This window comes from Nonomuraea terrae (assembly GCF_044465245.1).
In the GTDB taxonomy this organism is placed as follows: Bacteria; Actinomycetota; Actinomycetes; order Streptosporangiales; family Streptosporangiaceae; genus Nonomuraea; species Nonomuraea terrae.
In genome coordinates, this window is record NZ_JBITLL010000003.1 from 930,266 (window position 1) to 943,236 (window position 12,971).

A 12,971-nucleotide genomic window follows, 5' to 3' on the forward strand; every position below is an offset into this window, starting at 1 on the left:
CGCGTGTCTCAGTCGTCCTGCCTGCTCGCCCGGGCCTCGGCCTCGGCGGCGTCCATCGCCGCTGCCTCCTCGGGTGTCGGCGCGCTGCCGCCGAGGTGGGCCGGCTGCCACCACGCGCCCGGCGGCACCTCCGGGTACGTGCGCTGCGCCCGGTCGACCAGCTCCGACAGCCGGGCGTGCAGGTCGGTGGTGTGGTCGTTGACGTTCTCGCCGCGCTTGGGGTACATCGGCTCGCCCACCAGGATGGTGAGGGGCACGTGGCGCTGCAGCAGCTTGCGCGGCCGGCCCTTGGTCCACAGCCGCTGACCGCCCCACAGCGCCACCGGGATGATCGGGGTGCCGGTGGCCTGGGCCATGCGGATGGCGCCGCTCTTGATCTCCTTGACCGTGAACGACCGGCTGATCGTGGCCTCGGCGAACACGCCCACCACCTCGCCCGCCTTCAGCATGCGCAGCGCCGTGGCGTACGAGCTGGCGCCCGCGCCCCGGTCGACCGGGATGTGGTGCATCCCGCGCATGAGCGGCCCGGAGACGCGGTGGTTGAACACGTCCTCCTTGGCCATGAAGCGCACCAGGCGCTTCGACGGCAGCGCGGCGAAGCCCGCGAAGATGAAGTCGAGGTAGCTGATGTGGTTGCTCACCAGCACCGCTCCCCCGGACCTCGGCACGTGCTCGGTGCCCTCCATGTGAAAACGCAGGTCGAGCACGCGAAACAGGGTCCGCGCGGCGGCGATCACCGGCGGGTACACGATCTCAGCCATGACCAGAAGGTAGCAGCCCCGCCGGACCACCCCCATCCTCCGGCGCACGCTTGCGCGGTCGTGAAAGAGGGCAGATGTTCAAACCATGAAGAAGCTCATCAACACGGCAGAATCCGTCGTTGAGGACGCGCTGAACGGCATGGCCGCCGCCCACCCGTCGCTGCGGGTCCGCGACAGGGTGGTCTACCGGGCCGAGGGTCCCCTCCCGGGCAAGGTCGGTGTGGTGTCGGGCGGCGGCTCGGGTCACGAGCCGCTGCACGCCGGATTCGTCGGGTACGGCATGCTCGACGCCGCCTGCTCCGGCGAGATCTTCACCTCACCGGTCCCCGACCAGATCGTGGAGGCGACCCAGGCGGTCGACGGCGGCGCCGGCGTGCTCCACATCGTCAAGAACTACACCGGCGACGTGCTCAACTTCGAGATGGCCGCCGAACTCGTCGAGGACGTCGAGGTCGCCAGTGTCCTGGTCGACGACGACGTCGCCGTCCAGGACTCCCTCTACACCGCGGGCCGCCGCGGCACCGGCGCCACGCTGTTCGTGGAGAAGATCGCCGGCGCGCTGGCCGAGGAGAACGCACCGCTCGCCGAGGTCGCCGCCGTGGCGCGCGAGGTGGACGAGCGCAGCCGTTCGTTCGGCATCGCCCTGACCTCCTGTACGACCCCGGCGGCCGGCAAGCCCATGTTCGACCTGCCGGAGACGGACGTCGAGCTGGGCATCGGCATCCACGGCGAACCGGGCAGGGCCCGGGTGCCGATGCGTCCGGCCCGCGAGCTGGCGGTCCTCGCGATGGAGGCCATCCACGCCGACCTGCCGCTCCGCGACGACCTGCTCGTCATGGTCAACGGCATGGGCGGCACCCCGCTCATGGAGTTGTACGTGGTGTACGCGGAGGTGGCGGCGTTCGCCCGCGGCAAGGGGGCGCGGGTGACCCGCTCGCTGGTCGGCAACTACGTGACGAGCCTCGACATGCAGGGCTTCTCCGTGTCGGTCTGCCGGCTCGACGAGCGGCTGACCCGGCTGTGGGACGCGCCCGTCGAGACGCCCGCGCTCCGTTGGGGGCGCTGATGGACGCCTCCCTGTGCGTGGCCTGGTTCGAGGAGGCGGCCCGGCTCGTCCACCGCGACCGCGACCGTCTGACGAGGCTCGACGCGGAGATCGGCGACGGCGACCACGGCACCAACCTCGACCGCGGGCTGACCGAGGTCCGCAAGGCGCTGGCCGAGTCCCCGCCCGGCTCCCCCGCCGAGGCGCTGACGATCGCCGGCACGACGCTGATCCGCCGTGTCGGCGGCGCCTCCGGCCCGCTGTACGGGTCGGTGTTCCGGCAGATGGGCAAGGCGCTGCGGTCGCCGGTGACGCTGGCCGCGTTCTCGGCGGCGTTCGAGGAGGGCGTCGTGGCGGTCGAGCGGCTGGGCAAGGCGGCGCTGGGCGACAAGACCATGGTGGACGCCCTGGCCCCGGCCTCCCGGGCGCTGGCCCTGGCCGTACGCGACGGGGTGGGCGTGCGGGAGGCGGTCGAGCAGGCGGCCCGCGCGGCCGCCGAGGGGGCCGAGGCGACGATCCCCATGCGCGCCCGCAAGGGGCGCGCCAGCTACCTCGGCGAGCGCAGCGTCGGCCACATGGACCCGGGCGCGGCCTCGTCGGCGCTGTTCATGGAGGCGCTGGCCACCGTGGCGCGCGAGGCGGCGTGATGGTGGGGCTGGTCCTGGTCTCCCACAGCGCCGGTCTGGCGGCGGAGACGGCGGCGCTGGCCCGGGGCATCGCCGGGGCCCAGACGCCGGTGGCGGGGGCCGGCGGCACGCAGGACGGCGGGCTCGGCACGAGCACCGACCTCATCGAGGAGGCGGTGCGCGCCGTCGACCAGGGCGACGGCGTGGTGCTCATCCCCGACCTGGGCAGCTCGGTGCTGTCCGCCCGGCTGCTGGAGGAGGAGGGGCGCGTGGTGATCGCCGACGTGCCGTTCGTGGAAGGGGCGATCTCGGCGGCGGTGGCCGCGGGCGCGGGCATGCCGCTGGCCGACGTGCTCGCCGCCGCCGAGGAGGCCCGCGCCTTCCGCAAGCTCTGACGGCTCAGTGGCCCTTGAACGCCTCCTCCAGCCACCAGGAGCCGCGCTCCCGTGTCACCTTGGCGTGCACCAGGAGGGGGCCGTCCAGCGGCCCGCGCGCCCACTCCCCGACCTCCGACAGGTCCTCCGGCCGGGTGACGGTCACGGCGGGGATGCCGTGGCCCCTGGCCATGGCGGCCAGGTCGGCCGGAGGGAACCTGACCGTGTCGAGCGGTTGGTCGTGCGGGCCGAAGTGATGCACCTCGGCGCCGTACGCCTCGTCGTCGTAGACGACGATCACCATGGGCAGGCGCAGGCGGACGACGGTCTCCAGCTCCGCCAGGCCCATGAACGCGCCGCCGTCGCCGAGGGCGGCCACCGGGACGCGGTCAGGTCGGGCCAGCGCCGCGCCGATCGCCGTCGCCAGGCCCAGCCCGACCGACTGGAACGCCTGCGTGAAGCAGAACCCGCCTTCGTCCGGGACGTCCAGGAACATCGACGGATATCCCATGAAATTTCCGGAGTCGACGGAGACGATCCGCTCCGGAGGCAGCAGGTCGTCCAGGGCGATGGTGAGCGTCCGCGGGTCGATCCGGCCCCCGCCGCTCTCGTCCTCGTACGGCACCACCCGCCAGCGCCCCTCCGCCTCGATGCGCCGGGCGATCTGCGGCGTACGGTATCCCGGCCCCTCGGTCAGCCGGCCGGCCACTGCCCGCGCCACACCCGCCACGTCGCCGGTCACGCCGAGGTCGGCGGGCACGTGCGTCTTGAACGCGGCGGGGTCGAGGTCGACCTTGACCACCTTCGTCCCCGGTGAGACGAGCGTGCCGTGGCGGGTGGTCCACATGTTCAGGGCGCAGCCCCAGGCCACGATCAGGTCGGCGCCGCGGATCAGCTCGGCGGTCAGCGGCGTGGCGAAGCCGCCGGAGACGTCGAGGTCCCACGGGCTGCCGCGGAAGAGCCCCTTGGCCACCGCGGACGTCGCCAGCAGCGCGCCCGCGCGCTCGCCGAGCTCCTCCAGCTCCCGCCGCGCCCTCCTGGCGCCCCGGCCGGCGATGAACACCGGCCGCCGCGCCGCCGCCAGGGCCCGCGCCAGCTCGGCCACCGTGCCGTCGTCCCACGTGGGTGCGGGGGCGGACGCCGCAAGGGCGGGCAGGTCGAGCGGCCCGTCGTAGGGCATGGACTGGACGTCGAGCGGCAGGTTCAGCAGGACCGTGCGCCGCTCCTCCACCGCCACCCAGTACGCCTCGGCCGCCCGCTCCACGGGGTTGTCCGCGGCGGTGAGCCGCATCGGCACCGCCCCCACCGCCGTGGCGAGCGCGGCCTGGTCGATGTGGAAGTTGGAGGTGGCCTCGGTGGCCTCACCGGCCAGGACGACCAGCGGCGTACGGCTCTTGGCCGCCTCGGTGACGCCCGTCATCGCGTTGGTGAGCCCCGGCCCCTGGTGCACGGACACGACCGCGACGCCGTCGGTCATCCGGGCGTACGCGTCGGCCATCGTCGCGGCCCCGCCCTCGTGGCGCGCGGCGACGAAGTGCGAGCCGCCGGCGAGCAGGGCGTTGGTGACGTGGAAGTTGCCGCTGCCGACCACCCCGAACGTCATCTCGGCGCCGCACGCGGCCAGCGCGCGGCCGACGGCCTCGGCGAAGATCAACGTTCCACCAGGGCCAGGACACGGACCGGGCTGCCCGAGCCGTGCACGATGGGCAGCGGCGGGGCCACCACGACGGCGCCGGTCACCGGCAGGCGGTCGATGTTGCGCAGCTGCGTGAGGCCGTACTTGCCGGCGCCCAGGAGGAAGGAGTGGCACGGGAAGGCCGGGTCGAAGGAGTGGGCGGCGCCCGCGTCGGTGCCGACGGTCTCGACGCCGAGGCCCAGGATCGGCGTCTCGGAGGCCAGCCACGAGGCGCACTCCGCCGAGATGCCGGGCGTGTGCGGGCCGCTCTCGTCGGCGTTGATGAAGGACGCCTGGTCGGCGGAGCGGGCGTCCCAGCCGGTGCGGTAGAGCAGCCAGCCGCCCTCGGGCAGCGGGCCGTTGGCCCGCTCCCACTCCTTCACGTGGTCGATCTGGAGCAGGAAGTCGGGGTCCTTGGACGCCTCGGCGGAGAAGTCGAGCACGACGGCGGGCGCGATGAGGCTGCGCACGGGCACCTGCGAGACGTCCTCACCGTCGCGGCCGGTCACCCAGTGGACGGGGGCGTCGAAATGCGTCCCCGTGTGCTCGCCCGTGTGGATGTCGTTCCAGTACCAGGCCGGGCCGCGGTCGTCGTAGCGGCTGATCTCCTCCAGCCGGAACGGGATCGTGTTGCCGAACGGCTCGGGCAGCTGCAGGATCGGCGTCTCCGCCGTGAGGGGCGCGGTCAGGTCGATCACCTCGATCGCGCCGTTGCGCACACTGTCCACGAAGCTCTGCAACACCGACATGTCGTCCTCCTTGTTCGCGTGAGCGCATCCTCCTATGCTCCACCGGGCCGTGCCAACAGCTCACGCCGCGGTCCACTCGGCGCAACCGCCGGTGTGGAACTCCTTGTCCGCGGGCTGGATGGTGACGCTCGCCGGTCCCGTGGGCATCCCGCTGGCGATCACGCCGCCGGTGGCGTTCATCCTGACCCAGTAGCACATGGTGAACCCGGCCACGGGGCCGGTCGTCCGGTAGGTGCCGGGCTGGACGTCCGTGCCGACCGCGAGCGTCCGCAGCAGGCCGGACGCCGGGTTGACGGCGGGGCCGGTGGCCGTGGGGAGCGTCTCGCCAGGGCCGGTCTGTCCGGGCACGGTCTGCTCCGGTGGGATCACCCCGGGCGGGGTCTGGCTCGGCGGCGTCAGGCCGGGCGGCGTCTGACTCGGTGGCGTCTGACTCGGTGGCGTCTGGGCGGGTGGCGTGGCCTCCGGCGGCGTTCCGAGGGTCTCCTGCGGGGCGGGCTCGCTCTCCGTGACCGTCACGGTGACCTGGGGCGCGGACGAGTCGGGCTCCGCGCCGGCGCCGAACCCCACGAACACCCCCAGCAGGAACCCCAGCAGGGCCGCGAGCCCCGACACCAGCAGGATGATCGGCGGACTGCTCGTCGCCCTCGGGTACTCCGGCACCGGGGCGTATTCGGGAGGGGGCGGCCCGTACATCACGGGACCAAGCGTCCCACCCCTGTCAACGGTGCAGGTAGTCGACCAGGGACGCCTTCTCCGTCTCCAGCTCCTCGATGGCGCTCTTGACCACGTCGCCGATGCTCACGATGCCGACGAGCCGGCCGTCCTCGACGACGGGCATGTGCCGGAAGCGCTGCGTGGTCATGATGCGGCGCAGCGAGTCGACGTTCTCGGCGGGCGTGACCGTGTGGACCTCGGTGGTCATGATGGCCGACACCGGCTCGTCCAGGACCTCCGGGCCGCGGTCGTGCAGGCGTCGCACGACGTCGCGTTCGGACACGATGCCCTGGATGGTGACGTCGTCGGAGGACACCACGACGGCGCCGATGTTGTGTTGGGCGAGCTTGGCGAGCAATTCCCGCACGGTCGCCCCTGGGGCGACGGTCGTGACGTCGGCGCCTTTGGCGCGAAGGATCGTCCCGATGAGCATGTGCACCACCCCTTCGCCCTCAGTGTTCCAAGCCAGCACGCGGGCAAACAACCCCATGGGGGTGTGGCTTGCGACTCCCGTAGGCTGCATCCGGTACGGAATGCCGTACAAATACTGAAATATCACCCCAGGGAACACGCCAGATGACCGAGCCGCTCAACACCGGAAGTCACGACCTGCCCGTCACCGAGGAGCTGGCCGCGTTCATGCGCGCCGGCTGGGCCGGCGCCCGCGCGGGCGAGGCCCCGGCCGCGGTCACGGCGCGGCCCATCACGCCGTGGGCCGCCAAGCGCCGCGCCGCGCTCGCGCAGCGGTTCCCCGGCGAGCGGCTGGTGATCCCGGCCGGCACGCTGAAGGTCCGCAGCAACGACACCGACTACCGGTTCCGGCCGCACAGCGCGTACTCGTACCTGACGGGCGCGGGCGAGTCGGACGACGTGCTGGTGATCGAGCCGTCCGGCGAGGCGATCCTGTACGTACGGCCCCGCGCGCCGCGCGAGGAGGGCCAGGAGTTCTACCGCGACCGCCGCTACGGCGAGTTCTGGGCCGGTCCGCGCCCCGACCTGGCGGAGGCCGCCGAGATGTACCAGATCGAGTGCGCGCACATCCGCGACCTCGACCTGAGGACTCCGGCGCGGGCGCTGCGCGGCGTGGACGCCACGGTGGACGCGCGGGTGCCGCGGGGCGACGGCGACGCCGAGCTGGAGTCGTTCCTGGCGGAGATGCGGCTGGTCAAGGACGAGTGGGAGATCGGCGAGCTGCAGTCGGCCGTCGACTCGACCGCGCGCGGCTTCGAGGACGTCGTGCGGGCACTGCCTCAGGCGATCGGCCACCCGCGCGGCGAGCGGTACGTGGAGGGCGTCTTCGGCCTGCGGGCGCGGCTGGAGGGCAACGCGACCGGCTACGACAGCATCGTCGCGTCCGGTTCCCACGCGTGCGTCCTGCACTGGATCCGCAACGACGGCACCCTGAACCCGGCCGACCTGCTGCTCCTCGACGCCGGCGTCGAGACCGACACCCTCTACACCGCCGACGTCACGCGCACGTTCCCCCTGTCAGGGCGTTTCAGCCCGGTGCAGCGGCAGGCGTACGAGCTGGTGTACGAGGCGCAGAGCGCGGCCATCGCCGCCCTCCGGCCGGGCGCCCGCTTCCGCGACTTCCACCAGGCGGCCATGCGCGTCATCTGCGACGGCCTGCGCGACTGGGGCCTGCTGAAGGAGTCGACCGACACGCTCATGGAGACCGGCCTGTACCGTCGCTACACGCTGTGCAGCAGCGGCCACATGCTGGGGCTGGACGTGCACGACTGCGCCAAGTCGCGGGCGGAGGTCTATCTCGACGGTGTGCTGGAGGAGGGTCACGTGCTGACCGTGGAGCCCGGCCTGTACTTCCAGCCCGACGACCTGACGCTGCCCGAGGAGCTGCGCGGCATCGGCATCCGCATCGAGGACGACCTCGTCGTCACGGCCGACGGGGCCCGGCTGATGTCCTCGGCGCTCCCCCGTCACCCGGACGAGATCGAGTCCTGGATGTCGGCCCTGTCGTGAAGGCGCGGTCCTAGGATCGTCGTGTCAACGGCAGGAGGTGTCCCTCCGTGCACACGAACGACCGAGGAACGACGATGGGCCCCTTGGCGATGGGCGGGCGCCCCGAGGAGGTGCGCGCCCCGGACGACTGGCTCACCGGCGTGGAGCGGGAACGGGCCGGGCGCTTCCGGTTCGAGGACGACCGCGACGGTTTCGTGGCCGCCCACCTCCTCGCGCGCCTCTGCGCCGCCGCCGTGCTCGGCGCCGATCCGGCGGAGCTGACGCTGCGTCAACACTGCGAGCTGCACGGCCACGGCCACGGCAGGCCGTACGTCGAGCAGGCCCCCGAGCTGGGCCTCAGCCTCAGTCACACCCGCGGCTACGTGTGCGCGGCTGCCGGGCCCGGCAGGGTCGGCGTGGACGCCGAGCGCGTCCCGAGGGGCCCGCTGGACACCGTGCTGGCCGATCGCGTGCTCACCCCGCGCGAGCGGGGGATGGTCACCGGCAACGACGAGCTGATCAGGCACGTCACCCGCAAGGAGGCGCTCGTCAAGCGCGGCGAGCTGGCGCTCGGCCGGCTCACCGCGGGCGGCGACGACCTCACGGGCCGGCACCTGCTGGAGTGGAGCGCCGGGCCGGACATCAGGGTGGCGGTCGTCACCGACGCCCCCGCGAGGAGGGTCCCCATCCCCGATTAGGGTGGGGGCATGTTCTACCGGAAGCCTCTCGAAGAGCGGATCGCCGACCGCGTCGCCAAGCGCAGGCCGCTCGAAGAGGGCAAGACGTTCGAGCACGGACCGGCGAAGTTCGTGTTCGTCTCGCTGCTCGTCGCGGTCGTGCTCATGCACGTCGTCGGCGTCGCGATCGTCATGGCGTTCACCTGAGCCGGCCGCCGTGGGTGGGGTGCAGGAAGACCTGGGCGATCCCGGGGAAAGCCTCCCGCAGCCGCCGGTCGAGCTCGTCGCAGGCCGTCTCCACCCCCGCGGCGGTGGCCTCGTCCCTGAAGTCGATCCTCGCGGCGACCAGGATGTCGCCGGGGCCGATCATCATCGTGAGCAGCTCCACCACGTCCTCGACCTCGCGCTGCGCGACCAGCACGGCGCGGATGCCGGTCTCGACCTGCTGCGGCGCGGCCCTGCCGATGAGCAGCGACAGGTTCGACCGGATGAGGACGAGCGCGACGACGAGCAGGAGCACGCCGATGGCGACCGACGCGGCGCCGTCCCAGACCGCCGAGCCGGTGAGCTGCGAGCCGGCCAGCCCGCCGCCGGCGATCAGCAGCCCGATCAGGGCGGCCGCGTCCTCGAACAGCACGGCCTTGAGCGCGGTGTCGGACGTCAGCCGCACCAGCCGCACGGGCGCGATCCCCAGGCCGGCGGCCTGCCGGCGCAACTGCGTGTACCCCTTGGCGAACGACAGGCTCTCCATGACGAACGCGACGGCCAGCACGACGTACGACGGGGTGAGGTTCGCCAGCTCCTCGCCGTGGCTGATCTCGTGCAGGCCGTGCGTGACGGAGAACCCGGCCCCGCCCACCAGGGTGGCGACCGCCGCCATCGTCGCCCACACGAACCCGGCCTTGCCGTGGCCGAACGGGTGCCGCCGGTCGGCGGGCCGCCCGGAGCGGCGCACCGCCACCAGCAGGAGAAGCTCGGTCACGGTGTCGGCGGCGGAGTGTGCCGACTCCGACAACATCGCCGCCGAGCCGCCGATGAGGCCGGCGACGAGTTTGGCCAGCGCGATCGCGAGGTTCGCCGCGCCCGCCACGAGTACGGTGGCCAGGCTTTCTCCCGACTTGCCGCCCATGGGGCATCACCCTACGTGCGCTAGATTGGGATCATGAGCCCGCCTCGCTGGCTATCTCCCGCCGAACAGCGCGCCTGGCGTACGCATCTGGCGCTGCACAAGTTGCTCATGCACCGGCTCGACCGTGAGCTGCAGGAGCACTCTCTGTCGCTGAACGACTACGAGATCCTGGTCAACCTCTCCGAGAGCGCCGGGCGCCGCATGCGGATGAGCGATCTGGCCGACGCCACGATCCAGTCGCGCAGCCGGCTGTCGCACCAGATCTCCCGCATGGAGGCCAAGGGGCTGGTGCGGCGGGAGGACTGCCGCGACGACCGGCGCGGCACGTTCGCGGTGCTGACCGACGAGGGCTGGGAGGCGATCCAGCGGCTGGCGCCCGCCCACGTGGCGGGGGTGCGCGAACACTTCGTCGACCGGCTCACCGACGACCAGCTCGAAGCGATCGAGTCGTGGTTCGCGCCGATCGTGGACCACCTGAAGAAGCTGCGCTGACACCCAACCGATATCGCCCGCGGCGCACGGACTGTCGCCGGCGCTCGCTACGATCCGCTCATGCTCAGAAAGCTACTGATCGTGGCGGTCCTCGCGCTGACGGCGGCGTGCTCGTCCGGCGGCGCCGGGGAGGAGCTGCCCGCCGGGCCGGAGCTGATGAAGAAGGCCTCCGAGGCCATGAAGGCCGTCAAGACGGCCGGCTTCTCGATCGCGACGGAGGGTGAGCCCAACGTGCCGGTCAAGACGGCCGACGGCAGGCTCACGGCGCAGGGCGACGCCGACGGCACGATCACGCTCGAGGTACTGGGCACCCTGCAGGAGCTGACGTTCACCGTGGTCGGCGACACGGTCCACTTCAAGGGGCCGACGGGCGGCTTCCAGAGGATGACCCGTGAGCAGCTCGCCCAGGTCTACGACCCGTCGGTGATCCTCGAGCCGACCAAGGGCATCGCCCAGCTGCTCGCCTCGGCCACCGGCCCGAAGGTGGAGGGCGTGGAGGGCGAGTCGTACCGCGTGGCCGCGACCTTCCCCGGCCAGGTGCTCGGCCAGATCGTCCCCGGCGTCACCGAGGGCGTCAACGGCACGCTCTGGATCGACCGGGCCACCAGCCGGCTCACCAAGGCGGGCATCCCGCTGCGGGGCGGCACCGTGACGGTGTCGTTCAGCGACTACGACGTGCCGGTCACGATCACTCCGCCCGCCGCCGGATGAGGCGCGCCCGCCGGGTCGCGCTCGGCGCGGGCGGGGCCGTGGTGCTGCTCGCCGCGCTCGACGCGTACGTCGTGGTGACGGTCCTCGCCGCCGTCGCCGAAGACGTCGGCATCCCGCTCAACCGCCTGGAGCGGGCCACCCCGATCGTCACGGGCTTCCTGCTGGGGTACGTCGCCGCGATGCCCCTGCTGGGCCAGCTCTCCGACCGGTACGGACGACGGCCGCTCATCCACGCCTGCCTGGCGGTGTTCGCGCTCGGCTCGGTGCTGACGGCGCTGGCGGCCGGGGAGCTGATGGTGGTGGCCGGGCGCACGGTCCAGGGGGTGGCCGGGGGCGCGTTGCTGCCGATCACGATGGCGCTCATCGGCGACCTGTGGGACGAACGCGAGCGCCCGGTGGCCCTGGGCGCGGTCGGCGCGGCCCAGGAGCTCGGCAGCGCGCTCGGGCCGCTGTACGGCGGTTTGCTGGCGCTGGCGCCGAGCACGGTGGTGGCGGGCGTGGAGCTGGGCGGCTGGCACGCCATCTTCTGGATCAACGTCCCCCTGGCAGCCCTCGCCGCCCTGGCCATCCACGTGACCATCCCAGCCCGCCCCACCGCACCGACCGGCGCAGCCGCCCCCACCCCCAGCGGCCCGACCCCCGGATCCCCCGTCACCACCACAGACGACCTTCCCACCACCGGCAGACCCCTCCCGGCGGAGAACCGCTCTCACGCGGACGGCCCCCTCACCGTGCACTCCCGCCTCAGCGCCCCGGCCGGCCCTCGCGAACCGAACAGCCCTGACGACCTGGCCGGGCCTGACGACCTGGCCCAGCCTGACGACCTGGCCCAGCCTGACGACCTGGCCGGGCCCCGGGGGCCGAACAGCCCTGAGGCCGGTCCTCGCGACCCGGGCAGCGCCGACGGCCAAGGCGGTGCCAGCGGCCAGGGCGGTGCCGGCGGCCAGGGCGGTGCCGGTGGGGCGCGGCCGCGGGTTGATGTGGTCGGCGGGTGCCTGCTGGCGTTGGCGCTCGGGCTGCTCGTCGTCGGGTTGTACAACCCCGACCCGGCGCATGCCGTCCTCCCGCCCTGGGGGTTGCCGCTGATCGCGGCGGGAGCGGTGACCGCCGGTGGGTTCGTCTGGTGGGAGATCCGCTCCCCCGTACGCCTCCTCGACCTCACCGGCGCCCCCAAGACGCCGATCCTCGCCACCCTGGGCGTGAGCTTCCTGACAGGGGCCGCGCTGCTCGTCACCATGGTGTTCGTCCCGCTCGCCGCCCAGACGTTGCTGAGCATGGACGAGCTGGAGGCGGCGCTGTTCCTCGCCCGGTTCCTCGCCTTCCTGACCGTGGGCGCGGTGCTGGGCGGCCTGCTGGCACGCAGGCTGGGCGACCGGTACGTCGCGGTGGCGGGCATGGCGATGGCGATGGCCGGTTACGCGCTGATGAGCCGCTGGCCATCCGACCTGGCGAGCGCGGGCCTGGCGCTCGACCGCGACCTCATCATCGCCGGGCTGGGTCTCGGCCTGGTGATCGCGCCGGTCTCCTCGGCGGTCCTCCGGGTCAGTACGGCGGCCCAGCACGGTGTGGCGTCGGCCGCCGTCGTCGTGGCCCGGATGATGGGCATGCTGATCGGCATCGCGGCGGTGTCGGCGTGGGGCTTCCACCGCTTCCAGTCGCTGACGGCCGACCTGGACACGCCCCTGCCGTTCGGCGTGGACCCGGAGACCTACCAGCAGCAGCTGTCCCACTACGCCGCCCAGGTGCAGGCAGCCCTGCACACCGAATACACCGAGATGTTCCTGGTCACAGCCGTCATCTGCCTCCTCGGCGCCGCCATCGCCCTCCTGGTCCCCCAGCGCACCAACCCCGCGTGAGCGACCTCGCCTGAAGCGGCCGACCCCGTACGGCGGTGAGCCCACGCGACGATGGCGGGTCTGAAAGGGCCATGGGCCCACACCGCGGTGGGCCGGCCCGACGATGGCGGGTCTGTATGCGGGTCTGAGCATCCGGCCGCGCGGCGGTGGGCCTGCGCATCGGCGGGGCCATACCCCGATGTGCGGGCGCGCGGGTCTGCGTG

Annotated in this window: 15 protein-coding genes; 9 read left to right on the forward strand and 6 right to left on the reverse strand. The window is 72.9% G+C overall.

The genetic code is table 11. The features are described from left to right. Positions 1 to 8 precede the first annotated feature (8 nt). Positions 9 to 761: a lysophospholipid acyltransferase family protein gene (locus tag ACIBP6_RS16760; protein ID WP_397052989.1), complete on the reverse strand. Its 753-nt coding sequence runs from the start codon at positions 759 to 761 to the stop codon at positions 9 to 11. An 85-nt stretch (positions 762 to 846) separates the two neighbouring features. On the opposite strand from ACIBP6_RS16760, the gene dhaK reads away from it, so the two are divergent. Genes dhaK through ACIBP6_RS16775 form a run of 3 tightly spaced genes read left to right on the forward strand, consistent with a single transcriptional unit; the run spans position 847 to position 2,827 of the window. Next, positions 847 to 1,827, forward strand: a complete 981-nt coding sequence (dhaK, locus tag ACIBP6_RS16765; RefSeq protein ID WP_397052991.1) for a dihydroxyacetone kinase subunit DhaK — start codon at positions 847 to 849, stop codon at positions 1,825 to 1,827. Then, positions 1,827 to 2,453, forward strand: a complete 627-nt coding sequence (dhaL, locus tag ACIBP6_RS16770; RefSeq protein WP_397052993.1) for a dihydroxyacetone kinase subunit DhaL — start codon at positions 1,827 to 1,829, stop codon at positions 2,451 to 2,453. Before dhaK ends, dhaL begins: the two co-directional genes overlap by 1 nt. Then, positions 2,453 to 2,827: a PTS-dependent dihydroxyacetone kinase phosphotransferase subunit DhaM gene (locus ACIBP6_RS16775; protein WP_132619398.1), complete on the forward strand. Its 375-nt coding sequence runs from the start codon at positions 2,453 to 2,455 to the stop codon at positions 2,825 to 2,827. Before dhaL ends, ACIBP6_RS16775 begins: the two co-directional genes overlap by 1 nt. Positions 2,828 to 2,831: 4 nt before the next feature. Here ACIBP6_RS16775 and ACIBP6_RS16780 read toward each other — a convergent pair whose 3' ends face one another. The 4 genes from ACIBP6_RS16780 to ACIBP6_RS16795 are packed head-to-tail and all read right to left on the reverse strand — an operon-like array spanning position 2,832 to position 6,377. Next, a complete protein-coding gene (locus tag ACIBP6_RS16780; protein WP_397052995.1) occupies positions 2,832 to 4,460 on the reverse strand; it encodes a thiamine pyrophosphate-binding protein in 1,629 nt (542 codons plus the stop codon). Next, positions 4,457 to 5,230 carry a cyclase family protein gene (locus ACIBP6_RS16785; protein ID WP_397052996.1) on the reverse strand — a complete coding sequence of 258 codons (774 nt, stop codon included), beginning with the start codon at positions 5,228 to 5,230 and terminating at the stop codon, positions 4,457 to 4,459. Before ACIBP6_RS16785 ends, ACIBP6_RS16780 begins: the two co-directional genes overlap by 4 nt. Positions 5,231 to 5,290: 60 nt before the next feature. Continuing rightward, positions 5,291 to 5,926, reverse strand: a complete 636-nt coding sequence (locus ACIBP6_RS16790) for a hypothetical protein (protein ID WP_397052998.1) — start codon at positions 5,924 to 5,926, stop codon at positions 5,291 to 5,293. A 22-nt stretch (positions 5,927 to 5,948) separates the two neighbouring features. Next, the gene (locus tag ACIBP6_RS16795; RefSeq protein WP_397053000.1) at positions 5,949 to 6,377 is read right to left on the reverse strand and encodes a CBS domain-containing protein; all 429 of its coding nucleotides are present in this window, start codon (positions 6,375 to 6,377) and stop codon (positions 5,949 to 5,951) included. Positions 6,378 to 6,520: 143 nt separating this feature from the next. On the opposite strand from ACIBP6_RS16795, the gene ACIBP6_RS16800 reads away from it, so the two are divergent. From ACIBP6_RS16800 to ACIBP6_RS16810, 3 genes are read left to right on the forward strand one after another with little or no spacing between them, the layout of a single operon-like run. Beyond that, on the forward strand, positions 6,521 to 7,924 hold the full coding sequence (locus ACIBP6_RS16800; protein WP_397053002.1) for an aminopeptidase P family protein: 1,404 nt from the start codon (positions 6,521 to 6,523) through the stop codon (positions 7,922 to 7,924). 47 nt (positions 7,925 to 7,971) lie between these two features. After that, positions 7,972 to 8,601: a 4'-phosphopantetheinyl transferase family protein gene (locus ACIBP6_RS16805; RefSeq protein WP_397053004.1), complete on the forward strand. Its 630-nt coding sequence runs from the start codon at positions 7,972 to 7,974 to the stop codon at positions 8,599 to 8,601. A 9-nt stretch (positions 8,602 to 8,610) separates the two neighbouring features. Continuing rightward, positions 8,611 to 8,787, forward strand: coding sequence for a hypothetical protein (locus ACIBP6_RS16810; protein ID WP_165970045.1), 177 nt, complete (start codon positions 8,611 to 8,613; stop codon positions 8,785 to 8,787). Here ACIBP6_RS16810 and ACIBP6_RS16815 read toward each other — a convergent pair. Then, positions 8,780 to 9,709: a cation diffusion facilitator family transporter gene (locus tag ACIBP6_RS16815; protein ID WP_397053006.1), complete on the reverse strand. Its 930-nt coding sequence runs from the start codon at positions 9,707 to 9,709 to the stop codon at positions 8,780 to 8,782. The genes ACIBP6_RS16810 and ACIBP6_RS16815 overlap by 8 nt on opposite strands. Positions 9,710 to 9,742: 33 nt before the next feature. Between ACIBP6_RS16815 and ACIBP6_RS16820 the strand changes: the two genes are divergently transcribed. From ACIBP6_RS16820 to ACIBP6_RS16830, 3 genes are read left to right on the forward strand one after another with little or no spacing between them, the layout of a single operon-like run. Further along, positions 9,743 to 10,201, forward strand: a complete 459-nt coding sequence (locus ACIBP6_RS16820) for a MarR family winged helix-turn-helix transcriptional regulator (protein WP_132619414.1) — start codon at positions 9,743 to 9,745, stop codon at positions 10,199 to 10,201. Between the two features lie 60 nt (positions 10,202 to 10,261). Next, complete coding sequence (locus ACIBP6_RS16825; protein WP_397053008.1) at positions 10,262 to 10,912, forward strand: LppX_LprAFG lipoprotein; 651 nt, start codon at positions 10,262 to 10,264, stop codon at positions 10,910 to 10,912. Further along, positions 10,909 to 12,768, forward strand: a complete 1,860-nt coding sequence (locus ACIBP6_RS16830) for an MFS transporter (protein ID WP_397053010.1) — start codon at positions 10,909 to 10,911, stop codon at positions 12,766 to 12,768. Before ACIBP6_RS16825 ends, ACIBP6_RS16830 begins: the two co-directional genes overlap by 4 nt. Positions 12,769 to 12,971: the final 203 nt, after the last annotated feature.